This window comes from Acinetobacter sp. BY419, assembly GCF_019038395.1.
Taxonomy (GTDB): Bacteria; Pseudomonadota; Gammaproteobacteria; order Pseudomonadales; family Moraxellaceae; genus Acinetobacter.
The window spans coordinates 75368-99444 of sequence record NZ_JAGFXZ010000008.1; the positions used below are offsets into that span (position 1 = coordinate 75368).

At 43.5% G+C, this 24077-nt stretch carries 19 protein-coding genes and 1 pseudogene; 8 read left to right on the plus strand and 12 right to left on the minus strand.

Annotated elements, in window-relative coordinates; all coding sequences use genetic code 11:
* Positions 1-110: 110 nt before the first annotated feature.
* Positions 111-2564: an LPS-assembly protein LptD gene (locus KUG37_RS05035; RefSeq protein WP_216935010.1), complete on the plus strand. Its 2454-nt coding sequence runs from the start codon at positions 111-113 to the stop codon at positions 2562-2564.
* Positions 2564-3871, plus strand: coding sequence for a peptidylprolyl isomerase (locus tag KUG37_RS05040; RefSeq protein ID WP_216934977.1), 1308 nt, complete (start codon positions 2564-2566; stop codon positions 3869-3871). The genes KUG37_RS05035 and KUG37_RS05040 overlap by 1 nt, the downstream gene beginning before the upstream one ends.
* A 119-nt stretch (positions 3872-3990) precedes the next feature.
* On the opposite strand, the gene hfq is transcribed toward KUG37_RS05040, so the two are convergent.
* From hfq to tsaE, 4 genes are all read right to left on the minus strand, one after another.
* Positions 3991-4527, minus strand: coding sequence for an RNA chaperone Hfq (hfq, locus tag KUG37_RS05045; protein WP_216934979.1), 537 nt, complete (start codon positions 4525-4527; stop codon positions 3991-3993).
* A gap of 92 nt (positions 4528-4619) precedes the next feature.
* Positions 4620-5564 carry a tRNA (adenosine(37)-N6)-dimethylallyltransferase MiaA gene (gene miaA / locus KUG37_RS05050; RefSeq protein WP_216934982.1) on the minus strand — a complete coding sequence of 315 codons (945 nt, stop codon included), beginning with the start codon at positions 5562-5564 and terminating at the stop codon, positions 4620-4622.
* 6 nt (positions 5565-5570) lie between these two features.
* Positions 5571-7544, minus strand: coding sequence for a DNA mismatch repair endonuclease MutL (mutL, locus tag KUG37_RS05055; RefSeq protein WP_216934983.1), 1974 nt, complete (start codon positions 7542-7544; stop codon positions 5571-5573).
* Positions 7534-8013: a tRNA (adenosine(37)-N6)-threonylcarbamoyltransferase complex ATPase subunit type 1 TsaE gene (gene tsaE, locus KUG37_RS05060; protein ID WP_216934984.1), complete on the minus strand. Its 480-nt coding sequence runs from the start codon at positions 8011-8013 to the stop codon at positions 7534-7536. The genes mutL and tsaE overlap by 11 nt, the downstream gene beginning before the upstream one ends.
* 125 nt (positions 8014-8138) lie before the next feature.
* Here tsaE and KUG37_RS05065 point away from each other — a divergent pair, with 125 nt between their 5' ends.
* The 3 genes from KUG37_RS05065 (at position 8139) to KUG37_RS05075 (ending at position 10028) form a co-directional block, all read left to right on the plus strand.
* Positions 8139-9047, plus strand: a complete 909-nt coding sequence (locus KUG37_RS05065; RefSeq protein WP_216934985.1) for a pseudouridine synthase — start codon at positions 8139-8141, stop codon at positions 9045-9047.
* Between the two features lie 114 nt (positions 9048-9161).
* Entirely contained in the window at positions 9162-9488 is a 327-nt protein-coding gene (locus KUG37_RS05070) for a type II toxin-antitoxin system RelB/DinJ family antitoxin (protein WP_216934986.1), read from the plus strand.
* A 96-nt stretch (positions 9489-9584) separates the two neighbouring features.
* A complete protein-coding gene (locus KUG37_RS05075; RefSeq protein ID WP_216934987.1) occupies positions 9585-10028 on the plus strand; it encodes an N-acetyltransferase in 444 nt (147 codons plus the stop codon).
* Positions 10029-10067: 39 nt separating this feature from the next.
* On the opposite strand, the gene KUG37_RS05080 is transcribed toward KUG37_RS05075, so the two are convergent.
* The gene (locus KUG37_RS05080) at positions 10068-10778 is read right to left on the minus strand and encodes a pseudouridine synthase (protein WP_216934988.1); all 711 of its coding nucleotides are present in this window, start codon (positions 10776-10778) and stop codon (positions 10068-10070) included.
* A gap of 140 nt (positions 10779-10918) precedes the next feature.
* Between KUG37_RS05080 and KUG37_RS05085 the strand changes: the two genes are divergently transcribed.
* Complete coding sequence (locus tag KUG37_RS05085) at positions 10919-11371, plus strand: DUF441 domain-containing protein (protein WP_216934989.1); 453 nt, start codon at positions 10919-10921, stop codon at positions 11369-11371.
* Between the two features lie 194 nt (positions 11372-11565).
* Here the strand turns inward: KUG37_RS05085 and KUG37_RS05090 are convergent, their stop codons facing one another.
* The 5 genes from KUG37_RS05090 to KUG37_RS05110 form a co-directional block, all read right to left on the minus strand.
* Positions 11566-13281 carry an AAA family ATPase gene (locus tag KUG37_RS05090; protein ID WP_216940250.1) on the minus strand — a complete coding sequence of 572 codons (1716 nt, stop codon included), beginning with the start codon at positions 13279-13281 and terminating at the stop codon, positions 11566-11568.
* An 89-nt stretch (positions 13282-13370) separates the two neighbouring features.
* The gene (locus KUG37_RS05095) at positions 13371-15377 is read right to left on the minus strand and encodes a hypothetical protein (protein ID WP_216940252.1); all 2007 of its coding nucleotides are present in this window, start codon (positions 15375-15377) and stop codon (positions 13371-13373) included.
* Between the two features lie 168 nt (positions 15378-15545).
* Entirely contained in the window at positions 15546-16322 is a 777-nt protein-coding gene (locus KUG37_RS05100; RefSeq protein ID WP_216934995.1) for a lysophospholipid acyltransferase family protein, read from the minus strand.
* A 30-nt stretch (positions 16323-16352) separates the two neighbouring features.
* A complete protein-coding gene (locus tag KUG37_RS05105; protein WP_216934997.1) occupies positions 16353-17462 on the minus strand; it encodes a beta-ketoacyl-ACP synthase III in 1110 nt (369 codons plus the stop codon).
* Between the two features lie 30 nt (positions 17463-17492).
* Positions 17493-21443, minus strand: a complete 3951-nt coding sequence (locus KUG37_RS05110) for a DUF3418 domain-containing protein (RefSeq protein WP_216940254.1) — start codon at positions 21441-21443, stop codon at positions 17493-17495.
* A gap of 489 nt (positions 21444-21932) precedes the next feature.
* On the opposite strand from KUG37_RS05110, the gene ahpC reads away from it, so the two are divergent.
* A complete protein-coding gene (ahpC, locus tag KUG37_RS05115) occupies positions 21933-22496 on the plus strand; it encodes an alkyl hydroperoxide reductase subunit C (RefSeq protein ID WP_216935001.1) in 564 nt (187 codons plus the stop codon).
* 280 nt (positions 22497-22776) lie between these two features.
* Positions 22777-22983: a KTSC domain-containing protein gene (locus tag KUG37_RS05120; protein WP_216935003.1), complete on the plus strand. Its 207-nt coding sequence runs from the start codon at positions 22777-22779 to the stop codon at positions 22981-22983.
* Between the two features lie 11 nt (positions 22984-22994).
* Here KUG37_RS05120 and KUG37_RS05125 read toward each other — a convergent pair.
* Positions 22995-23528 (minus strand): annotated as a pseudogene (locus KUG37_RS05125) (O-methyltransferase).
* A gap of 79 nt (positions 23529-23607) precedes the next feature.
* Positions 23608-23826 (minus strand): DUF1653 domain-containing protein, encoded by a 219-nt coding sequence (locus tag KUG37_RS05130; protein WP_034436473.1) that lies wholly within the window; start codon positions 23824-23826, stop codon positions 23608-23610.
* Positions 23827-24077: the final 251 nt, after the last annotated feature.

Sequence of the window (24077 nt, forward strand, 5' to 3'; positions counted from 1 at the left end):
TCTAATACAGGCTGAGTTTTTAAAGTGCTAAGTGTAGCTACTTATCAACTTTTTCTCTATGATGCGACAATAATTAATTGCGATAAAAGCATGATTGGTTAATGAGACAAATGAAGCATCACTTTAAAATAAATCCTCTAGCGACTGCGATCTTAACCCTTTTATGTGGCAGCTCAGCCTCCAGCTATGCTGCATCAAATGTCTCGTCCGATGTAAATGCAGAACAACTCAAACAGCGCATTAATGAGACTTATCCAGGTGAAGCATTCTTCTCGCAATATTATGTCGACAAATCCTCTGCTGAAGCACAGCAACGTCAGGGACAATATTTAAGCTCTGCCTACTGTAAAGGTGCTTGGGTCACCCCGATTGCGCCAGCCACAGAAACCGTTGCACCAGATCAGGCTACCTCGACCATTACCGCCGATTATGGATACTATGATCCGACAGGTGACTCCTTCCTGGAAGGAAACGTGGTGATTGACCAGCAAGGTCGTCAAATCCGTGCGCAGCGAGTCACCATAGATCAAACCCAGACTTATGCCAAAGCAGAAGGCCAAGTGCAACTCGCTCAGGGCGGATTGATCTCGCAAAGCGATGATATAAATTATAATTTAAAAACCCAGCAGGGTGATTTATATAACAGTTTTTACATTGCAGAACAGCAACATGCTCACGGTCGTGCTGAAAAGATTGCCAAGACTTCTGACAATACCCTTGAGCTGGAAAATGCCACCTACTCCACCTGCCCGCCAGATCAAAAACCCACCTGGAAAATTCAGGCAAAAGAGATCAAGCTTAACCAGGAAACCGGACGTGGTGAAACCAAAAATACCAAGCTCTATATTAAAGATGTTCCAGTATTAGCAGTACCTTATTTTAACTTCCCGATTGATGATCGCCGTACCACCGGTATTCTGACCCCGACTTTTGGCTTTACCAATGATGGCGGAGTTGAACTTGGTGTTCCGGTTTATCTGAATTTAGCACCACAATATGATGCAACCATTACTCCGCGCTATATCGGAGATCGTGGTGCAATGCTGGATGGTGAATTCCGCTATCTGACCGAAAATTATGGGGTGGGACGAATCTGGGGTGGCTATTTGCCTTCGGATGAAAGTTATGGCAACAGGGACCGTAAAGATTTACACTTTTTACATGCCTGGCAAATCAACGAGCAGTTTTCAACCGACCTAGAATATAATTATGCTTCGGATAAAGATTTCTTCGCTGATTTGGATAACAACCCGAACTCAAAAAGTGATTTAAACCTGCGCCGAGCCTGGGAAGTCAATTATAAAAATGGTATTCCCGGTTTAAAAGCACAATTTAAAGTTGAGGATTTCCAGACCCTGGATCCCTCTGTTCCGGATGAAGATCGTCCCTATGCCCGCTTGCCACAGCTTTTAGTGCATTATAAAACTGGTAATCCATTAGGATTACAGTATGAATTTAAAAACGATACGGCTTATTTCCAAAAAGACCTGAGCAATTTCGCCATTATCGATCCAGATGACGAGATCGTGTATCAGCCAAGTGGTGCTCGAATCTATAATGATTTCTCAGTACGTTATAATCACTTTACTCCATGGTCTTTCTTTATACCTAAAGCATCATTACGTAATATCAATACGTTCTATGATGAAAAAACCCAAAATCGTAGTGCATCTAGTGAAAACAGCTCGATTGTAGTTCCACAATTCACCCTTGACACCGGTTTAATTTTTGAGAAAGAAGGCACTTATCTACAGACCTTAACCCCACGTTTGTTCTACGCCTATTCACCCTATGAAAACCAGCAGAATCAACCTAACTTTGATTCCGTAGTGGCTTCGATCAATTACGACCAGTTATTTAGTGCACGTCGCTTTTATGGTAATGACCGTTTGGAAGACAATAATTTCGCTTCCCTCGGCCTCAGCTATAGCCTGTTTAATGAAGAAGGTCTGGAACGTTTACGTGCCAGCATCGGACAAAGTTTCTTCTTTGAAGACCGTCGTGTAACACTGGAACGTGATGCAGATGAATTTGACCGTGAAAGCCATACCGGCCCAGTAATCCAGCTCACCAGTCAGCTCTCTAACAATATTTATATCAATCTGAACTCGAGCTGGATGTCGAATGGTGACAATGCCGAACGTGACCTGCAAGTCTATTATACTGGCGACCAGGGCAACCTGTATAACTTAGGCTATTTCTATCGCAAAGACATTCCAGACCGTCAGGAACGCTATGATCAGGTGGTCGGCTCATTTATCCAGCCGATTGCCAATAACTGGCGTCTGGTCGGACATGCGCAGTTTGATCTCGATAATAGTGTCGCACGGGAATATTTACTTGGTGTGAACTATGAGTCATGCTGTTGGGGCGTGTCAGTATATGGCCGCTCATACTACAATGATTTAGATGATGTAAATGATCCGGATGTTAAGGCTAAACGTGCAATTATGGCCGAAGTCAGCCTGAAAGGCCTAGGTGGGCTAAGCAATAAACTCGCCTCATTACTAGAAAATCGTATTCTAGGTTTTAACAATATCAATCAAACTTGGACAGAACGTTAATGAAGACAAAACAGTTAAAACAAATTTTTAAAGCAACCGCACTTGCGCTATGCCTTTCTTCAGCGATGACGACGTTTGCTGTTGCCCAACCTAAAGATGAAGTTGTAGCTGTAGTCGACAATAGTATTATTCTGCGTAGTGACTTGGCTCAAGGTGTAGCCGAAATTTCACATCAGCTGCAAAAACAGAAAAAGACAGTTCCACCACAACAATTTCTTGAGCAACAGGCCTTAGAACAACTCATTATTCGCCAGGCACAGCTTGAACAAGTTAAACGCTACAACATTCGTCCAGATGAAAAATCGTTAAATGAAGCCGTTCTGAAAGTTGCCCGGGATTCTGGCTCACCAAGCCTGGAAGCCTTCCAGCAAAAACTGGATGCCATGGGGCCAAATACCTATGCTTCTTTACGTAACCGTATTGCTGAAGATCTGACACTGAACCGTTTACGTCAACAAGTTGTGACTTCGCGCATTCAAATCACAGATCAAGATGTTAAAAACTTCCTAAATACTCCACAAGGTCAGGCTCTGCTCGGCAGTCAGGTACATGTACTGCATATGCGCATAAGCGGTGAAAATGCTGAGCAAGTTGCGAATCAGGTAAAGCAGGAATTAAACAGCAGCAATGACATTCAGGCGATCAGCAAAAAATACAGTAGCGGTGGCATTAAAGTCGAAGCTGCTGATATGGGCGTGAGAAGTCTATCAGAAATTCCGGCCGAACTGGCTGCACGTGTCACCACACTGCAACCGGGTCAGACTTCTGAACTGATTCCTGTCGCTGATGGCGTGCATGTCTTAAAACTTTTGGAACGTAAAGGCGGTGAACAGAAAGCCCTTGTCCCTCAATACTTAACGCGTCATATCCTGATTCAACCCTCTGAAGTGGTAAGTCCAGAAAGTGCAAAACAGATGATTGACAGTCTGTATAACCGCCTGAAACAGGGTGAAGATTTTGCTGTTTTAGCTTCCACCTTCTCCAATGATACCGGCTCGGCCCGTGATGGCGGAAGTCTTGGCTGGGTCAGCCCAGGAGTAATGGTGCCTGAGTTTGAACAGCAAATGAAAAGCACCCCCGTGGGCCAATTCAGCAAACCGTTTCAATCCCAGTTTGGCTGGCATATTCTTCAAGTGAGCGAAACACGTCAACAGGATATGACACAGGAATATCAGGAACGTATGGCCCGTCAATTACTGGGTGAACGTCAATTTGATGCCGAGCTAGACAGCTGGTTACGTGAAACACGTAATAATGCTTACGTGGAAATCAAAGACCCACAACTGGATCCTAAACGTAACCGTTAATCCCCTCCAGAATGCTAAAAAAGCCCGCGATATATTGCGGGCTTTTTTTAATGAAGCAACTCAAAACTTGCAGACATAAAAAACCTCTCATGGAGAGGTTTTTTTATTTTCAGACTTGATTAACGATTGTTTTCATCATCTGAAGAGTCTTCAAATTTAGTGTCGTTGTCAAAGCCAGCACCTTGACCACCGAAGCCAGCACCTTGACCACCGAAGCCAGCACCTTGACCACCGAAGCCACCTTGACCACCGAAGCCACCTTGACCACCGAAGCCAGCGCCTTGACCGCCACCGAAGCCACCTTGACCACCGAAGCCACCCGCAGCACCTTGACCACCGAAGCCACCTTGACCACCGAAGCCACCCGCAGCACCTTGACCACCGAAGCCACCCGCAGCACCTGGACCACCGAAGCCCGCACCTTGTGGGCCAGCAGGCGCACCAGCAGGACGTGGATTACGTGCAGGTACTACAGTTGAAATTGCATGCTTATAAACCATTTGGCTTACTGTATTTTTTAATAAAACCACGTATTGGTCAAAAGATTCGATATGACCTTGTAATTTAATACCGTTTACCAGGAAGATAGATACTGGGATACGTTCCTTACGGAGAGAATTCAAGAATGGATCTTGCAAAGTTTGACCTTTAGACATGTTATAACTCCAAAAAAAATTAAAAATCAGCGCAAAAACTATCTCTATTTTTCAATTAAAAATTATAAAAAAGATAGTCCCTAAATTTTGCTTTATCCGTGACAGTTTCGCAAGTCTTCTTGAGCCTGCTGCAGCGTAAAATATGTTGTAAATTTATGCTTTTCTTGCAAAGACCTTAACCACGTATATTGACGTTTTGCAAGTTGTCGTGTGGCAAATAAAGCCTTATCCTCCATTTCCTGTTGCTTTTCCTCGGTTTTATCAGCATTTTTTAAGAATTCTATCGCCTGACGATAACCTACTGAGCGCATGGAGGGTAAATTTTCATTGAAATCGTATTTTTCAATCAAACTTACAACTTCATTTAAAAAACCGTTTTTCCACATAATTTCCAGACGTTTTTCAATACGCCCATGTAATTCTAACCGATCTGGCACAAGCGCATAATTATGGAAACTGTACCGATATGGTAAGTTTTTAGGTTGTTCTGCCTGTAGTTTTGTAATTGGCTCGCCAGTCAGTTTATAAACTTCCAGAGCGCGGATAATGCGCTGCTTGTCACTGACCTTAAATTTCTCACCTGCGACTGGGTCTACTGCTCTTAATTCCGCATATACTGCTTCCCAACCTTCTTGCTCCCCTTTTGCTTCAATTTCAGCACGGATTGCATAGTCTGCACTTGGTAAGTTATCTGACAGACCTTCAAGCAAGGCTTTAAAATACAGCATGGTTCCACCAACCAAAATCGGGGTTTTACCACGTGCATGAATATCATCAATCAGACGGCAAGCATCTTCAACAAAGTTTGCAGCAGAATAGACTTCGAGTGGACTGATAATATCGATCAGATGGTGCGGATAGCGCGCCAATTCCTCTTTAGAAGGCTTGGCTGTACCAATATCCATTTCCCGATAAACCAGCGCAGAATCGACTGAAATCAGCTCGAAATTTCCTTGCTCATACAGTTCACATGCCAAAGCGGTTTTACCACTTGCAGTTGGCCCCATTAAATTGATGACCGGCAATTGATTGGACATGTAAAACTACTCTCCTCGAGCAAAAAGTTTATCTAGTTGAGCCAATGGGAAGGCACGCCAAGTTGGACGGCCATGATTACATTGACTGGCAAATTCGGTTTGTTCCATCTGACGTAACAAGGCATTCATTTCAGACAGGCTTAAAATGCGATGCGCACGTACTGCACCATGACAGGCCATACCTGCCAGAATCTGGTCACGCTTCTGCAATAGGCTCTGTGCCTGATCATTCGGGTCTAAATCGTTCAACAATTCAGGAATCAGCGCATCAAAATCTGCCTTATGCAGAATGGCCGGTACTCCGCGTACAATCACCTGTTCATCGCCATACTGGTCAATCTCAAGTCCTAAACGCGCCAGTTGATCCTTAAGCTCTTCGACTCGCATCGCCTGCATCCGGGTAATCGTCACTACTTTGGGAATCAGTAGTTGCTGTGAAGTCCAGAATTCAGGTTTGTCCCAAGCCGATTTCATTTGCTGCAAGACGATCCGTTCATGGGCAGCATGCATATCGACAATAATCAAGCCTTCGGTATTTTGCGCCAGAATATAAATCCCATGTAACTGGGCAATCGCTATACCAAGTGGATGCTCATCTACCTTGGTATGTATATGACCTTGAAAGGCTTGCTCTGCAGATTGTGGCTCAACCGCCGTCTGATTACGTAGTGGTGCCAGATAACTTTGCAAGGCATTATTCAGCTGCTGAGAGCCTGCATAAGAAGCATTGTAGTCTCGTGCATAATGTACCGTTTGCGGACGCGACGATTCAAAGTCGGTCAGCACATCTGATGCCTCGTTTTTACTTTCAGCAGCCTCAGACATGCTAGAAGATACTTGCTGCTGCAAATGCGCATTCTGATGCAGGCTAAACTGTTCCTGATAACGCGGTTGTGGCACCACAAAACCCGGCTGTTCATCCTGTTTCATCGCCTCTGCCAGATCCGCAGTGGCGGTCTGAAATTGCGCTAAAGTCTCTTTGGCATAGTGACGCACAAACTCATGTACTTCACGTTGATTCAGGAAGCGAATCTCATGTTTGGTTGGATGAACATTGACGTCCACATTTTCAGGATCAACTTCTAAAAACAGTAAATAGGCTGCATGCTGATGGCCATGCAAGATACCGTCATAGGCCATCCGTAAGGCATGAGAAATCGTTTTGTCTTTGACGATCCGGCCATTCACATAGACATATTGCAAATCTGCCTGTGAACGTGCATCTGAAGGATGGCCAAGCCAGCCTGATAAACGCATGTTGATACTGTCTGCATCGATCCAGTAAGCATTTTCAGTAAACTGGCGGCCAAGTAGCTGCTGAACACGCTGGAAACGTAAAGCACCGCTATCTGCTACGGGTAAATTCAGCTTGATGCTTTCATTATGTTCCAGCACAAAACGGATATCAAAATGCGTCAGTGCCATACGGCGCACAATTTCTTCGATATGACCAAATTCAGTACCCGGTTTTTTCAGGAATTTACGCCGTGCAGGCACATTAAAAAACAAATCCTGAACCCGGATATGCGTCCCTTTCGAAGCCGCGACTGCTTGAATCTCCTGATGATCAAAAGCCGTACCATTGACTTCTACCTGATAACCAATGCCCTCGTCATTTTGACTGCTGATCATGGTCAGGCGTGAAACTGCTGCAATCGACGCCAGTGCTTCACCACGAAAGCCCAGACTGCTAATCGCATATAGCTCGTCAGCGCTCTGGATTTTGCTGGTGGCATGACGCATGACGGCTAAAGCCAAATCCTCAGCATGAATACCACGCCCATTGTCGATGATTTCAATTAAGGTACTGCCACCCTGTTCCACCCGAATGATCAGCTCTGTGGCACCTGCATCAATCGAGTTTTCCAGTAATTCCTTGACCACAGATGCCGGTCGTTCAATCACCTCACCTGCGGCAATCTGGTTGGCCAGTGCAGGATCAAGAGCACGAATACGGCGCAGACTTAAATCATTCGACATGTGAAAATTGGTGCTCCAGAGCTTCTCGCAAGGCAAGATTCGATGAAATCAAACTTGCAGTACGGGTCAGCTCATCTTCAGATTTTAAAATTTCAATAATCAGGTCAGCTTGCGGAATTTCATCACCGCCTTTGGAGGGCCATTCAAATAGAAACAGCGCATTGGGGGTTTCCAGATAATCCCGAATACCCATCAGCTCAAGTTCATAGGGATCATTCAGGCGATACAGGTCAAAGTGAAAAATATCCTGACCATTGATTTGATAGGGTTCGACCAGTGTATAGGTTGGACTTTTCACTGAACCTTTATGACCCAGCTGTTGCAAATAATAACGCGTTAAAGTCGTTTTTCCTGCCCCCAGATCACCAATCAGATATACGACCCCAGCAGGAAAATTTTCCGCCAGAACCTTGGCCAGTTTTTGGGTATCGTCTTCATGATTTAAAGTGACATTAAATGAATAAGGCATATTACTCACGACATGATGCAAAAGAATAAATATGATAGCATCGCCACACTTTAAAAGCCTATTCACCTGTGTGAGAAACTGTATTTTTTCACAATATCTGTTCCTGAGAGATTAATCTGCCTGCCATGCATCCGACTGTTGAATTTAACCCGCCCATGCTGAAGGGGGTCAGTGCCAGTAAAGTATTTTTGCCCGCCAGTCCGGATGCCCCTCAGACAGTTTTTGCTTATTTATGCACACAATTTGCGCATATTCCGGCAGATGAATGGCAATCCCGTTTCGCCGGAGGTCTGGTTTATGATGCCCAGGGCAATCCATTAAGTACAGAAAGTCCATTTCAGGCCAATAGCCATTGTTTTTATTATCGCTTTTTGGCACATGAAGTGCATGTTCCTTTTCAACATCAGATTTTATTTGAAAATGAGCATTTCATGGTGGTAGATAAACCGCATTTTCTGACCATGAGTCCGACCGGACAATATGTGCAGGAAACGTTATTGGTCCGGCTTAAAAAACAAACCGGCAATGAATATTTAACGCCCATTCACCGACTGGATCGTGAAACGGCGGGTGTAGTTCTGATTTCCAAATGTGTGGAATCACGTGGCTTGTATCAGCAGATGTTCGCTACACGTCAGGTACAAAAAACCTATCATGCGATTGCTGCATATAAACCTGATTTAAAATTTCCATTGATCATCCGATTAAGAATGGAAAAGGGCCAACCCTTTTATACCATGCAAGTGTTAGATGGAACGCCGAATAGCGAGACCGCAATTGACCTGCTGGAACATAATACAGAATGGGCCAAATATGAACTGAAACCACACACTGGCAAACAGCACCAATTACGAGTGCACTTGAATCATCTGGGTATTCCGATTCAGCATGATCCCTTTTATCCACGGGTAGCGCACAAAGCGGAAGATGACTTTTCTGCCCCTTTAAGCTTATTGGCCAAACATATTCAATTCATCGATCCGATCACGCAGAAAACCATGAATTTCAGCTCCAGACTTGAATTGACACTGTAAATCACTTGTCATTACAGATTATTTTCTGAAATCGGTCGCTTTAAGATTGAATTTCAAACGAAATTGATTAGAATAAAGGCGAAAAGTTAAGTAATTTAAAGCTTTAAAAATATTATGAGAAAAACTGAAGTTTATCAAATTCGCTTGGACTCGCAAGAGAAGAAACAAGCCTTTGCAGTATTTAAGCAATTGGGGATTACGCCAGCTCAGGCCGTGCGTCTTTTTTTCAAACAGGTGGTGATTACCAAATCTATCCCCTTCTCCATTGAAAACCAGAATATCAATCTGGAACAGCTGATCCGACTGCGCAAGCTTAAGCAAAATGCGCTTTCAAGCTCTGCCCTGAATCTGCTGGATGATCAGGAAATCCAGCTTGATGATGATCATCTTGATTTATTTGAAGAACTGAATGCCATTTTAGCTGAAAGCGACAAAATTTAACATTGTTGCATTTCTGAACAATTTCGAAAGCCTTCCACTCACAAACTTCGCTATGCTTGCTGCTGATAATCAATAAAATTAGCAGGGAGCGTAATAATGATCGTACGGCGCGCCGAGTCAGCAGACCTGAATCAGCTGGCGGTATTATTTGATGAATATCGACAGTTTTATGGTACGTCCTCCAATCCTGAACTTTCTTATCAGTTTTTAAAACAACGTTTTGAAGATGGTCAAACCGTCATTTTCATCAACACCAAGGATGATACCTTTACCGGCTTTATAATCCTGTATCTAGGTTTTTCTTCGGTGGCCTGCTCGACTTATTATATTCTGGATGATGTCTATATCACTCCAGTTTTCCGGCGTCAGGGCGCAGCCAAACAACTGATTGATACCGCGATTTTATTTGCCAAACATAAACAGGCCTTAAGAATCACCCTGGAAACCCAAAAAAATAATTATCAATCACATACGCTGTATGAATCTATGGGATTTATCAGGGATGATGAATTCCAGACCTATCATTGTTTCCTGCAATGAAATGCAATGTTTAACCCACTTTTCAAGAGAATAAAAAAATTATTCTTCTGAACGGAATTTTGCCTGAGCCACCTGCTCTGCAGTTAAATAAATCCATTTTCCTTCTGCCATTTCTGGCAAGGCCAAAGCCCCGATTTGCGCACGGTGTAGCTGTTCCACTTTATTACCTACTGCCGCCAGCATACGCTTCACCTGATGATAAACACCTTGATGAATGGTCATTTGCAGACGATTCTCTGCCAAACGAAGGACCTCGGTGGCTGCATAAATGCCTTTTTCATTACGCAACTCCACCCCTTGCTCAAGCTGTTGTAGCTGCACATCGGTGACTGGATCTGCGGTCTGCATCTGATAGACTTTTGCCACATGCTTTTTCGGATGGGTTAATGCTTGCAGAAACTGGCCATCATCGGTGAGTAATAACAGTCCGGTGGTATCCTGATCCAGACGTCCCACACACTGAATACCCCGATTCAGCAAAATGTCATCAAACAAATCAAATACACTAAAATGATGGGTCGCCTGATGGGAACATTCATAATCTTGCGGCTTATTGAGCGCGATATATACCTTTTCCCGATAGGTATACTTCTTACCATGAACCTCAAAACTTAAGTCATTCAAATCCAGTTTATGTTTGGGATTGTCAATTACTTCATTCTGGATTGAAACAGCACCATTTTTAATCAGTTGCTGACAATGCTTGCGGGAGCCGAAACCTTGTGACTGCAACATTTTTTCCAATAGCATCTGTTTATACCTGTATCGAGTGTAGACCTGTGCATTCTATCCTGAAACAGCCATGAAATTGGTTTCTTCAACTGTTTTCTAGGTATGACGCGCGGAAAAGTTCTACAATAGCTTTATTTTTCACTCTTCCTCTCCCGCTTATGTCACAACTTGATCTGAATCTAATTGTTCTTTTGGTTTTACTGACTTGCGGTATTTTCAGTCATAATAATGCCGTCACCATTGCTGCAGCGGTGCTGATCGTTTTAAAAATTACACCACTTAGCAACTTATTACCCTATGTACAGACACATGGTTTAAATATCGGCATTATTATTCTGACCATTGGAGTACTGACGCCGATTGCCAGTGGCAAAATTTCAGGTGAGAGTATTTTAAGATCTTTCCTGAGCTGGAAGTCCTTACTGGCAATCGCCATTGGTGTCTTTGTCGCTTGGCTAGGAGGACGTGGAGTGAAGCTGATGTCAAATCAGCCAGATGTGGTGGCCGGACTCTTGTTAGGTACAGTTGCTGGTGTGGCAGTATTACGCGGTGTTCCGGTAGGCCCTTTAATTGCAGCAGGTATTTTATCGTTATTGATTAGTACGCAATAATCGCCTTGCAAATACTTCTACTCAATAACAACCTATCAAATTAAAATACGCCATCAGCAAGAATAAATCTTTCACCAACTAACACAACCTGCGACTTATGTCGCAGGTTGACTAGCTACAGTAGCAACATTCATATTTCCTATCACTTCACTATATTAAGTTACCGACACATATAGAAATGGAGAAAGCGCTGATTATTCCACAAACAATAAGGCAAGACGGACTTGGTCATAAGCCATTTTCGGCGTGGTAAGTTCGACAATCGGCCGCAGCTTAATTGAACCATCATCATTAAAATGTTCCGAGTGTTGACGCTTGGTGAGCCGTTTATAAATCTTGCGTACCTGCTCCACCACGTCCTCACCCGGATGCGCCTGCGAGATATCTAGACCCTGCTCTTTATGCAAACGGCCTAAATGGTTAATGATGGTCGCCGGAGTCAAACCGCGTTCAGTGGCAATATCGGCAATTTCATAACCTTCTTCAAACAGTTCACGCGTTTCATCCAATGTTGCAGTGGCATAGCTCTGCTTGCCCGCATTTTTGGAAATTTTCTTCTCATTGCGCTGGATTTCAACATCATTCAAAGTTCCACCACAATGTCGGATAAAGGCTTTATGCTGCGGAGTAAGATCAATCTCTGCAAAGTTATTTTCAGCTTCTGCAGACAATTCCTGAAAACGGCGATCAGCTTTAATGGCCAAACTGTCAAGTTCTAGCGCTTGCTCATTAAAGCCCTTTAAACGTAATCCACTTAAGCTTTTCAAACGTGACAGTGCAACATAACCCTGACCTTTTTCGAAAGTATGGCTCAGGTCAATTTCTGCGGCTTCCAGTGTCATACCTTGAGACTTATGAATGGTAATCGCCCAAGCCAGACGCAATGGAATCTGCTGGAAACTGGCAATGGTTTTACCGGCTTCATTGTCTACCGACCAGGTTTCAGGCTCCACCACCAGCGTGGTGCCATCAGTCAGTTTGACTTTAGGCAGCACGCCATATTCATCATCTTCTTCAAAACTGATGACTTCGCCCAGACTGCCGTTGATATAGCCCATATCAAAGTTATTTTTTACAAACATGACTTTGGCATGCTTTTTTAAAGTTAGTGCTTCTGGCGCGCGTACTGAAGATTTTAAGGTCTCGATCAGCTTTTCATTACCATCACACTGGGCATCAAACTGGCGTGGATCATTGTCAATTTCATTCAGATGTTTAAAGTTAAGACTATCCACATCCATATTATGGGTATATAGACGCGTATAAGTATCGCCAATCTCTTGATGGCGCGTTGCCTGTAACGCAGTGCGGTGTTCAGCGCTAATCGCCTGCGCACGAATCGCATTCAGAATATCGTTCAGATAATCATTGCCCTGACGATGCTGTTCAGTCAGATAACAGACCCGAAACTTGGCTTCTACCCAAGCCTCTGACATAAAACAGAATTTATCGCGGTTGCGCTCATCATTTTTACCGACTGGCGGCAGCTGGAAAAAGTCCCCTGCCACAATCACCTGAATACCGCCAAAAGCTTCATCACTGTCTTTAAAATATTTCAGTACCTGATTGACCAGATTCAGCTGCTTGGCATGCAGCATGGAAATTTCATCAATAATCAGGACTTGGGCATTTTCCAGATGTTCTTTTAAGTATTTACGCTCTTTCATGCGCTTTAAGTCTTCTTCAGACAAAAAGTCCTTAATCCCGATGCCGGCCCAGGTGTGAATGGTCATGCCATTCATATGGGTGGCTGCAATACCGGTCGATGCAGTAATCGCAACGGCGACCTTACGCGCTTTGAGATAATTGATATATTGATTTAGCGTATAGGTTTTGCCGGCACCTGCTGAACCGGTTAAAAAGACATTTTCTCCTGCTTTGAGTAACTTAAGGGCAGTTTCCTGTTTCATAAGAGCAATACCGTAAAAGAACGGCTATAGCCTAACGATTTTTAGCAGAAAAGTTAAGCGTAGTGATGCAAAACTGTTTGATCTGGCGGCTAAGTCTGCAAATTTAACCAGTTGATAAAATGCCTCGCGATATTGCTATATTCAGCTTCGGCCTTTTGATTGTTCGGATATTCCAGCTGATCGAAGATTAGCTGACCATTCACCCACTGACAGCCCAGAATCAAAGGCAAATGCACATCCGGATGCGACATGCGAAAAGCCACATATGCACCTTCAATAATCTGCTGCGCGTAGCTGGCTGCCAGACAGTTCCTGAAAATTTTGGTTTCTTCCAGAATTCGATCCAGCGTTTTCAGCTCTTCAAAACGCCAGTTAAAATATAGTAAAAATGAAACTCGTGTACGTGGTGACCAGGTCGCCAACGTAAAATCTTTTTTCAGTTTGGCTATAATTTCCTGTTTTTGACTCTGATCATGCCAGGTTACCGCCTGAACAAATAAACCGCTCCAGCTGAGGTTTTTCGGAATCTCGTTATGACTGGAAAAATACTCCACTAAATAGTCGCGTACATAACTGTCAAATACAGACTCACGCACATGACCGCTGTGCAAATAAAATAGCTGCCTGAACTCAGTAAAGGGAATCCGGTAACGCTGCAAAACATTATAAAAGTCACGATCCTGCTGACTGTTAGGCTGAATATAGGCCAAAACTTCTACTGGAAGATGTACGGTAATTTTATATAAATGCTGTATATAGGCCTGCATTACCCGACTCAACCCCAGATAGACTTTCTTGGTTAATTGATCATCCATTTTGACCACGTTGCGCAGCAACTCCATCCATTCGTCCAGATACAGAATCGAGGGAGTGATGGCAATCCGCTGATCATCAATCGCTTGGCGTGTACCTTTCAATACCACCGCCTGATTATGCTTGTGCTGAAACCAGTCGTGCTGGATCGCATATTCATGCAGGCTATGAATAAACAATCGTGCCGAAACATATTGAAAATATTGCAAGGTCGCCAGAATAATCTGCGGATGAATATGATGGCTGTCTACAAAACTTAAGGCCGTTACCGCGACCCGCACACTGCTATGCTGAATATTATTGCTGATCCAGTCCAACACTTCGGCCGGTTGCTTGAATAGCCAGTTCACTGCGCGATTACAGTCAAACAGTGGCAATCGGGCCACCTTTTTTTGCCATAAATACGGATAATTTTCCAGAAAATTACGCTTGGATAATAAATCATCCCGATGCCAGACTTCACGATTCATCAAACGCACGAAACCAAGCAGGTTGCTCTGCTCCTCGGCATGTCGATACAGCAGCCGGATATCATCTGTATGGTCATTTAGTTCATGCAGATTAAACCGCTCTTCAAAAGACAGCGATATAATCCGGAAGGTGGCCGGATGCAAAAATTGCGCAGCACTAAAGCAGAATTCATCCAGACTATCCATTAACGACTGAATGGACAGAAACTCATCCTGCTGTAAAAACTCTAAAGAAAATACCTGTTGCAGACTATGAAGCAGCTGTTGCGGGATGTCCTGTCTATCCAGGATAAAATGTTGCATGACCGGTGTTGTATTTAACCCGGCCTTCATGAGCTGATGGTCAATAATATCTGCCTGAACAATCGACATGTGCTGTAAAAATGCTGACACTCGCTCTGGACCATTTACCCATGCATAGACCTGATGCAGGATAAGCTTACGCAGCTGCTTGGCTTTGTCACGCAAGTACAGAGAATGTTGAGGTTTCAAATCTCCAGTCAAAAAATAGAGATCCTGAAAAAAGAATTCTTCTAGCGCTTCTGCCTTGAACTCTTGGAAAGAAAAATGACTTTCGACCAAAGCAGGTGCAACCCCTGAATCGAGCGCCTGAGGCGTATGAAACTGGATATAAAACAGGCCATTCAGCAATTCAATCCGATGCTGGTCCTGCTGAATTTTTAACAGGTTTTGTGCATTCAGATGACCAATAATCGCCATCTGGTCAAGATAAAGCTGGTTCAACTCCGGAGAAATCCGCAAACATTGTTGTGCCAGCAACTTTAAAGGCGCTACCAAGCTATCCTGTTCCATACGCGCAACCCCAGTCATCTTATTTTTTAGAGTGGATCATATTGAAGCATTGTTAGCCAATCAATGAACACCTAAAAATACATTATGGCATCACTTGCACCATAAAGCAGTCAATGCATTCACATGGCTCAAAATAAAGCATCCAGATAGGTCATCATTAGCCTAGATTTAATCAAAAGAATTTTTGTTTTTTTGGTCTTGCCCACGTAGCACACCAAGCTCGTTCAAGCAGGTGTAAATATGTTGCTGCAAGCTGTGTCGAAATTCAATCAGCTCTTCCTGAGTCTGAACTTGAGCAATCGATTGTCGCGGCATAAACTGAAAATAAAATGGCAGGCGTTTGGGAAACAGGCGCTTGGGCAAAGAAGGAATCACATCGCCCTGACGTAGTAATTTATTGAGTTGCGGTACTTTGAGTAGTTTTTGGAAATATTTATGCTGGACGATCTTATTGGCATCAAAGCCAATTTCATAGACTTCATCCGCACCGAGGGCAGCAAAAGGAACAATATCATAATTAAATTCCTGAGCGAGCTTTAAAAAGCCATAACGTTGCTTCCAGATCAGCTGATATTGCTCACCTTCTCGCTTTAATACTTCACGACCACCACCCGGAAAGACCAGAATGGAATAGCCCTGCTGCATCGCAGCACGCACATAGTGTTGTGTCCCATCAATGGCACCAAACCTTTTCACAGCTTCACGCCACAGCGGCACATAAAAATGGCTATGATCTGCAATACTGACCACCGCCACCTTATGTTCGTTGTAGAGGTAATCAATCAGCACCGGGGCATCAAAGATGCCATACATGGAATGATTACCGACATACATTGCAGGTCGACTGGCATCAATATGTTCCGCCCCCAGAAAAGTAGGCGTGAAATACAGTTTGGATAAAGCGCTTAAACGCCGAATCCATGCTCCGTCATGTTTGACCTGCAATCTGTCTGCTCCCTATTTATTTACTCCGGATCATGCCACACGTTTTTGAACCAGAATCGAACCTACTGAATAACCGGCACCGAATGAACACAATATGCCGTATTCACCGTCTTCTACTTCGTGTGCAGTGCGGTGCAAAGCAATGATCACGCCTGCAGAAGAAGTATTGGCAAACTCATTCAAAATGATGGGCACCAGACCAGGTTTGGCATTTTCTTTGCCGACTACCAGTTTCAGGATCAGCTCATTCATGCTGGCATTGGCCTGATGTAACCAGAAGCGTTTAATAGCGGTTGGCTCAATATGATTCTTCTCTAATTGCGCAGTAATCATTTTCGCAACCAGCGGACAGACTTCTTTAAATACTTTACGACCATCCTGACGGAAACGCTTGTCATCAATGTCGGCATTTTCAGATGTGTTCAAGAAACCAAAGTTATTGCGGATGTTATTCGAGAACTGGGTAAACAACGCGGAGTCCAGAATTTCAAAACCGGTTTTGGTTTCAGTGTTTTCAATAATTGAAGCTGTTGCCACATCACCAAAAATAAAGTGACAGTCACGGGAACGGAAATCGGTATGTGCAGAGGTAATTTCTACATTGACCAACAACACACGACGCGCACCAGCCTTGATCGCATCATAGGCCTGTTTCAGACCAAATGTTGCTGCTGAGCAGGCTACGTTCATGTCATAGGCATAGCCTTTGATCCCTAAAGCGGTTTGAATCTCGATAGCCACAGCCGGATAAGCACGTTGCAAATTCGAACATGACAAAATCACGATATCAATATCTTCGGCAGTTACACCGGCATTTTCCATCGCCTGCTTGGCTGCGATTACACCCCATTCTGCTTGCAGTGAAATTTCGTCATCTGCACGTTCACGTAAATTTGGACGTAAGCGTTTTGGATCAAGAATACCTGATTTTTCTACAACATACCGGCGTTGTACGCCAGACGCTTTTTCAATAAACTCTGCGCTAGAACCACGACGCGCTTCAACTTCGCCTGCAGCGATTTTGTCAGCATTTTCGTGATTAAACAGTTCCACATAAGCATTTAAACTTTCAACTAATTCTTCATTGGTGATGACATTTTCCGGATGGAATAAGCCAGTACCCGTAATGCGGATGCCCATGTAAAACTCCTTCTCTGAATTACCTATATCTTAACTGATTCCAAGACGATCCCATACTTTTTGCAAGCGAGTTGGAGACACGGGTGCTTTTGTTTTCATCGGTTGTGAAAACAATGAGATTCTTAACTCCTCGACCATGAAATACAATTCTTTCAGACGAGGGTCATCTTTAAATTTGAATAATTTTTCCATCCATTGATCAATTTGGTCAATGGCGGAATTGTCCCTTTGTAGATTATTGGGCAAGCGGTCTAAACGCAAGATCAAGGCTTTCAAATAACGTGGAAATTCGAGCCATACATCGGAAGGTTTGCGATATACAAAGTCGGAAAGGCTCATTAAATCAAGCTGATCTTCAATATCATTGATATTTTTCTCAAACACAGAATGGTCTAATACCAATAATTTCCGGCGGATTTCCTGCCACTGGATATAAATATCTGTGATCTCTTTCAGGGCAGCTTGCCCATGACTTAAGAAAGATTTTTTTACATCTTCAACCAGCTTTTGGAATTCTTTCGCATTGACAGGCAACTCACTAATGGACATTTGTAGTGTGGCATAAACTAACATTTGTTCCAGTTGTGCCTTATCACCGAGTGGTGAATAAGCCAGTGCCAAAGGTTTGGAGATCTGTTTCTTTAACTGGCGAATCAGGTCTCCCAGTTGCATATATACCAGTCGGATCACCCCTTCACGATGTTTTTTGATCGCTTCAGCTTGATCGTTAAAGGTCTGAATCACTACCCCAGATTCATCTTTTTGCTCCAGCGCAGCAAAGGCTTTGGTCGGTACCAGCGCCTGATACTGCCTGACCACAACACCCGTTACTTTTTGCGAGGTTTCAAATACAAAGCTTTCCGGGAAAGTTTTAAATTCGCCTTTGAGCTGTTTGACAGGGCTATGTGTTTCAGCCCGGCAACGTGCTTTCAGCTCCGCCAAATCACGCCCCTGTTCAATGACACGGCCTTTTTCATCAGTGACTTTGATAAAAGGCAACAGATATTGATCTACCCGGTCAAAACTGAAATCTTTCTCAGTAATTTGATCACCACGCAACTGGAACGCCAAGAAACTAAAAATATGTTTCTGTAGATCCTGCGCATCGACTTTTGCCATGAGTTTTCGTGCAGTGTCTGGAATCGGCACCAGATTACGGCGCTTGTCCTTCGGCAAACCTTTTAGCAGTGCTTCAATCAGGTCCAGACGCCAGCCTGGAATTCCCCATGACCAGATTGCTTCATCTACCTGAGCCAAGGCTTGCAGTGGAATTTTAACCGTCGCGCCATCTTCATCATGACTCGGGTCAAAGCGATAGGTCGCAGCCAGACGCAGCTCACCATTTTTTAAATAGTCCGGAAATTGCTGCGTGGTCGGACGGTCATTCAGCCACAATGCATCGTCATCGACAAATAAATAACGGGGCTGCTGAGGTTCAACCGTGGCACGCCAATCTTCAAAAGTACGACGGCTGGCAATCTCAGGTGGCACTTTAGAGGCATAGAACTGGTAAATGGTTTCTTCATCCACCACCAGGTCACGACGACGTAATTTATCCTCAACCCGCTCGACTTCTTCCAGTTTGAGCAAGTTATGCTTTAAAAATGGTGGATTAATGCCGAGATGACCAGTAGTTAAAGCATCTCGCAAGAAAATTTCATGTGCAGCCGCCTGATCTACTTTTTCATAATTGATCGGGCGCTTTGGCTCAATGATCAGACCAAAGAGTGAAATCTGATCATAGGCATTCACTATGCCGGCTTTTTTCGACCAGTGCGGTTCAAAATAATGATGCTTGAGCAGATCACGCGCGGCCAGCAGAATCCATTCCGGCTCAATCTTTGCAAGAGTACGCAAATACACCTGAGAGGTTTCCACCATCTCAAAAGCCATGACCCACGGCGTATTGGTCTTGTGCAAAGTCGATGCCGGGAAAATCCGGGCTTTCTGCTGACGTACCGCCATAAACACATTACGTTCATCGGTCTTGTTGGCAATAAAAGACAATAAACCGGTTAATAAAGCACGATGCAGGTTTTCATAACTGGCGGGCTTGTCATTAAATGACAATTTCAGACCTCGAGCCAAATCTACCAGTTGTTCATGGGTCTTTTTCCATTCACGTAAACGCAACCAGCTCAAGAAGTGATTTCGTGCAAATGTGCGGCGCTTACTCTCACTCATGCTTTCACGATTACCGTGGAGTGTCTCCCAGAGCTTGATATAGAACAGGAAATCGGAATCGGCTTCACGGAATAACGCATGTTTCTGGTCGGCCTGCATCTGCTTGTCCGCAGGACGCTCACGCGGATCCTGAACTGCAAGTGCCGCCACAATCACCAACACTTCATTAAGTGCCCCAAAATGTGCACCACCCAAAATCATACGGGCCAGACGCGGATCAATCGGCATTTTTGCCATTTGCTGGCCAATTTTGGTCAGGGTATCTTCGACCTTAATCTCCCCCCCTTTTTTAAAGGGGGAAGAAGTTGCAGATTGCTTTTCACCTGCAACTTCAGGGGAATTATCTTTAGAATGAGAAGCTTTTTTCTCACTCATCGCCCCCAGTTCAATCAGCAGCTTGCGGCCGTCATTGATCAAGCGGTGATCAGGCGGTTCGATAAAATCAAAATCTTCCAGCGACCCCAGCCCCAGACTCTGCATCTGTAAAATAACCGATGCCAGGTTGGTCCGCTTAATTTCCGGTTCGGTAAATTCAGGACGGCTCAGGAAATCATCTTCAGAATACAGACGGATACAGACACCCGGCGCAATACGGCCACAACGGCCTTTACGCTGATTGGCTGCTGCCTGAGAAACGGCTTCAATGGGTAGACGTTGCACCCGTGAACGATAGTTATAACGTGAAATACGCGCAAAACCACTGTCAATCACATAACGGATATTGGGTACGGTTAGAGCCGTTTCTGCCACGTTGGTGGCAATAATAATGCGCCGGCCACCGCCAGAGGGATTAAAGATTTTTTGCTGTTCAGCCAGCGCCAGACGCGCATATAAAGTTAATACTTCGGTATGGCGCGGCCCGTGCTTAATCAAGGTTTCCTCTAACTCACGAATTTCCTGTTCTGTACTGGCAAAAATCAGGATGTCGGCATGTTCGGGATGACCTTTTTCCTGCGCATCCTGAAAGCATTCTTCAACTGCTTTGACTACAGCGCGCGGCAGGTTTTCTTCAAAGTCATCAAACTCGTCATCATCACTACCGCCAATGCGCATTTCTGAGATCGGGCGATAACGCAATTCCACGGGAAAACTGCGGCCTTCTACTTCAAAAATTGGCGCACCATTAAAGTAACTGCTAAAGCGGTTTACATCCAGGGTTGCAGAAGTAATGATGACTTTCAGATCAGGACGACGCGGCAACAGCTGCTTCAGATAGCCCATAATGAAGTCGATATTCAGCGAACGTTCATGCGCTTCATCAATAATAATCGTGTCATATTTGGTCAGGTATCGGTCATGCGTCAGTTCGGCAAGTAAAATACCGTCAGTCATCAAACGTACAATTGAATCTTGTGAACCTTGTTCAGTAAAACGGACTTTAAAGGAAATCGATTCACCGAGTTTTTCACCAACTTCTTCAGCAATACGCTGTGATACGCTTCGAGCTGCCAGCCGACGCGGCTGGGTATGCCCGATCATTCCGGTCAGGCCACGTCCAGCCAGCATCGCAATTTGTGGTAACTGGGTAGTTTTACCAGAACCGGTTTCGCCGGCCACAATAATCACCTGATGTTTTTGAATCGCGGCAATCAGCTTGTCAGCATACCGGGTAACAGGCAAATCCTGATTCAGCTTGATATCCGGAAGACGCTCAAGCCGTTGTCGTACTTTCAGATTGGATTTTTCAAATAATTCCTGATACTGCTTGGCATCCGCGTCTTTCCCCTTTTTTAGTCGATTTAAACGGTGACGGTCACGCGCCATTATCCATTGATCTACATTTAAATGACTCTGCACAGAGAAAACACCCACATCAAAAAACCGGAAAAGTTTATTTTACTTGGTTCATTAGATTTCAGATAGTCGTAGTTCTGTTAAGTGCCGGACAAATTGGCTTTACTCGCTTCATTTCCCTTATTTCAGGGTAATAAATCTGGCAAAACCACTACACTACCCATATCTGTCCACCTGATTAGAATTAAGCATACGTCCAAGTTTCGAATTGATATTTAAATTATTTTGTGTAAATCGTGCTTTTTTTGCTGATTAGCCCTTGAATTTTTTGGTTTCAACATCATGTTTGCTAGAACGAGGGGAAAGAGATAATTTTGTCATCAGGCCATCTTCTTGATGCTGCTCAATGAACAAAGTGATTTTGCCAAAGTGGACATTTTTACTTAATTCGGTTTTTCCGATGTTTATAATGTAAAAATACCATTTTAGCATTAACCAGAATTTCGATACTCTTATTCAAAATCAAAGACTACCTCAATCATGGAGACAATGATGAGCTTAATTAATACTGAAGTTAAACCATTTAAAGCCACTGCATTCCAAAACGGCAAATTCATTGAAGTTACTGAAGCTGACCTTAAAGGCAAATGGTCTGTTGTATTCTTCTACCCAGCTGACTTCACTTTCGTTTGCCCAACTGAACTTGGTGACCTTGCTGACAACTACGCTGAATTTCAAAAACTAGGCGTTGAAATCTACTCAGTTTCTACTGACACGCATTTCACTCACAAAGCTTGGCACGATTCTTCAGAAGAAATCAAAAAAATCCAATATGTAATGGTTGGTGATGCAAACTGGACGCTTGCTAAAAACTTTGACGTATTAATCGAAGCTGACGGCCTTGCTGATCGTGGTACTTTCGTGATCGATCCAGAAGGTAAAATCCAAATCGTTGAACTCAACGCTGGTGGTATTGGCCGTGATGCTCAGGAACTTCTTCGTAAAGTTAAAGCAGCTCAATATGTACATGCTCACCCAGGTGAAGTTTGCCCAGCTAAATGGAAAGAAGGCGATGCAACACTTGCTCCTTCAATCGACCTAGTGGGTAAAATCTAATTTTAATTAGATTAAACTGACTCAAAAAACCACGCTAAAAAGCGTGGTTTTTTATCGTCGAAACTTTTATGTCGGTGTAATAGCCAACTTTTATTCTAAAGTTGTCCTATTATCTCTTTAATAAACACAGCCCCATTTTTTTCTTTATCAATTATATAAAAATTCAGGCATATCTTTTGCTTCTCGTTCTTATCATTCTTACAATTCAGCTATACATCTGCAGAGCCACATGGCATAAGTTCGAATAATAAGAGAATAAATACTCAGCGGAGGAACGCATATGCAAAAACTGCTTACCGTGATTTCTTGGAAATATAATCCTTCGAGCCGCCATCTGAAAATCGTTTATAGCAACGGCTATACAGCGCTCTATCATCCTGTACCCGAATTTATTTATGACAACCTCTTAAGACGCCAAGATAAAGCCGCATTCGTAGAAAAGTATCTCGAATACAATCTACATTTTAATAAAATTTGCATGGATTAAAGCGAATCAGATTAACGGAATTCCACCATCAGCAAACCTGCGCCTATGGGTACAGTACTCATGATAAAACGCGGGTCTTGCTGAATTAAGGCAATAAACTTTTCCACTTCCGATGCGTGTGAAATGACATTATCGACTACCAGTAATCCACCTTTTGCTTTAAGGAGTCGAGTCAAATGTGGCCAGTAATTGACCTAAGCATCTCGTTCCGCATCTAACAAAATAAAATCAAATACTTCCTGCGTTTCTTGCAGATAAACTTGAACATTAATCACTTTAAAATTGATTAAATCTGCAAGATTTATTTCTATCGCATTTTGTTTTGCCTGAGTAACCCGTTCTGCATCCAGCTCAAGGGTCGTAATCATGGCTTGAGTATGCCGAGCTGCTTCCGCCAGCCATAAAGTGGAATAGCCGGTAGAGGTTCCAATTTCCAGAATATGCTTCGCTTGCTGTGCACGAATTAAAATGAATAAGAATCGACCTGATTCTGGTTCTATATGGCGATATCGTTGCAGTCGATCTGTCTGCTTGAGATCATGCATATGAAATTTTTCTATAATTTTTGCATGAATTTTCAAATTCACCTAGATTCAGCATAGCTCCTCCCTGAGCCTTTCTAGCTTAAAGCGCCTGAATTAATTTAAAACGTTCCACTTCACGATCGTCGTTCGTAGTAATGGTTTCAGTGAACATCGTTAAAGGGCGCACCCAGATTGAATAATCACCATAGAGGCATTGATAAACGACAAGTTTTTCTTCCGTTTCGCTATGGGTAGCTACATGAAAAACCTGGTAAAGCTGCCCCTTATAATGCTGATAAATACCGCGCTGCAATTCCATCACTTCAACCTCTTCAATACATTCTGGATATTAACCTAAAATAGCAAATATGACGGCAAACTACTTGAAAATTCCCCTTTCACCCAGATATAGGAATTTGAAATTGATAGTGAATTTTTCCTGCAATCTAAAAAATCGATTGATTAGATAAATACAAACTGTTTTAACTATTCAATCGGTTGGCTTATCATGGCTGTATCAAATAAATACTTACTCCTCTGGAGACGTTAGCAATGTTAGATCAAAATACT

What these genes read in the sequence shown, in the direction of transcription:
- KUG37_RS05095 (WP_216940252.1), bottom strand. Translation starts at nt 15,377, where the DNA reads ATGGAACAGGATAGCTTGGTAGCGCCTTTAAAGTTGCTGGCACAACAA.
- KUG37_RS05130 (WP_034436473.1), bottom strand. Translation starts at nt 23,826, where the DNA reads ATGGAATTGCAGCGCGGTATTTATCAGCATTATAAGGGGCAGCTTTAC.
- KUG37_RS05120 (WP_216935003.1), top strand. Translation starts at nt 22,777, where the DNA reads ATGCAAAAACTGCTTACCGTGATTTCTTGGAAATATAATCCTTCGAGC.
- ahpC (WP_216935001.1), top strand. Translation starts at nt 21,933, where the DNA reads ATGAGCTTAATTAATACTGAAGTTAAACCATTTAAAGCCACTGCATTC.
- KUG37_RS05075 (WP_216934987.1), top strand. Translation starts at nt 9,585, where the DNA reads ATGATCGTACGGCGCGCCGAGTCAGCAGACCTGAATCAGCTGGCGGTA.
- KUG37_RS05080 (WP_216934988.1), bottom strand. Translation starts at nt 10,778, where the DNA reads ATGCTATTGGAAAAAATGTTGCAGTCACAAGGTTTCGGCTCCCGCAAG.
- KUG37_RS05035 (WP_216935010.1), top strand. Translation starts at nt 111, where the DNA reads ATGAAGCATCACTTTAAAATAAATCCTCTAGCGACTGCGATCTTAACC.
- KUG37_RS05065 (WP_216934985.1), top strand. Translation starts at nt 8,139, where the DNA reads ATGCATCCGACTGTTGAATTTAACCCGCCCATGCTGAAGGGGGTCAGT.
- miaA (WP_216934982.1), bottom strand. Translation starts at nt 5,564, where the DNA reads ATGTCCAATCAATTGCCGGTCATCAATTTAATGGGGCCAACTGCAAGT.
- KUG37_RS05090 (WP_216940250.1), bottom strand. Translation starts at nt 13,281, where the DNA reads ATGAAACAGGAAACTGCCCTTAAGTTACTCAAAGCAGGAGAAAATGTC.
- tsaE (WP_216934984.1), bottom strand. Translation starts at nt 8,013, where the DNA reads ATGCCTTATTCATTTAATGTCACTTTAAATCATGAAGACGATACCCAA.
- KUG37_RS05070 (WP_216934986.1), top strand. Translation starts at nt 9,162, where the DNA reads ATGAGAAAAACTGAAGTTTATCAAATTCGCTTGGACTCGCAAGAGAAG.
- hfq (WP_216934979.1), bottom strand. Translation starts at nt 4,527, where the DNA reads ATGTCTAAAGGTCAAACTTTGCAAGATCCATTCTTGAATTCTCTCCGT.
- mutL (WP_216934983.1), bottom strand. Translation starts at nt 7,544, where the DNA reads ATGTCGAATGATTTAAGTCTGCGCCGTATTCGTGCTCTTGATCCTGCA.
- KUG37_RS05040 (WP_216934977.1), top strand. Translation starts at nt 2,564, where the DNA reads ATGAAGACAAAACAGTTAAAACAAATTTTTAAAGCAACCGCACTTGCG.
- KUG37_RS05085 (WP_216934989.1), top strand. Translation starts at nt 10,919, where the DNA reads ATGTCACAACTTGATCTGAATCTAATTGTTCTTTTGGTTTTACTGACT.
- KUG37_RS05105 (WP_216934997.1), bottom strand. Translation starts at nt 17,462, where the DNA reads ATGGGCATCCGCATTACGGGTACTGGCTTATTCCATCCGGAAAATGTC.